Source organism: Pseudomonas sp. HY2-MNA-CIBAN-0224, assembly GCF_040310285.1.
GTDB lineage: Bacteria > Pseudomonadota > Gammaproteobacteria > Pseudomonadales > Pseudomonadaceae > Aquipseudomonas > Aquipseudomonas helleri.
The window spans coordinates 1-239 of sequence record NZ_JBEOPQ010000870.1; the positions used below are offsets into that span (position 1 = coordinate 1).

The following is a 239-nucleotide window of genomic DNA, read 5'->3' on the forward strand; positions in this document are numbered from 1 at the left end:
TCACGAGACTTAGTCGTTATCTTACCTTTACCTCGCCAAATACCCTGCATTCCATGCTGACGCATTAAACGCTCTACAGTGCAGCGTGCAGGATGTATACCCTCTGCTTTCAACTGTTTCCAGACTTTACGAGTACCATAACGGCATTTGCTGTCCTGCCAGATACGTTTAATCTCATTAAGATAGAAATCGTCATGCTGACTACGCTGTGAACGCTTCTCCGGATTGTCGTTTAAGTC

Annotated in this window: 1 protein-coding gene; it reads right to left on the reverse strand. The window is 45.2% G+C overall.

What is annotated here, in order from left to right; all coding sequences use genetic code 11:
- Positions 1-239: IS3 family transposase (locus tag AAEZ03_RS28750; protein WP_350583404.1), on the reverse strand; the 239-nt coding region annotated here is incomplete at both ends.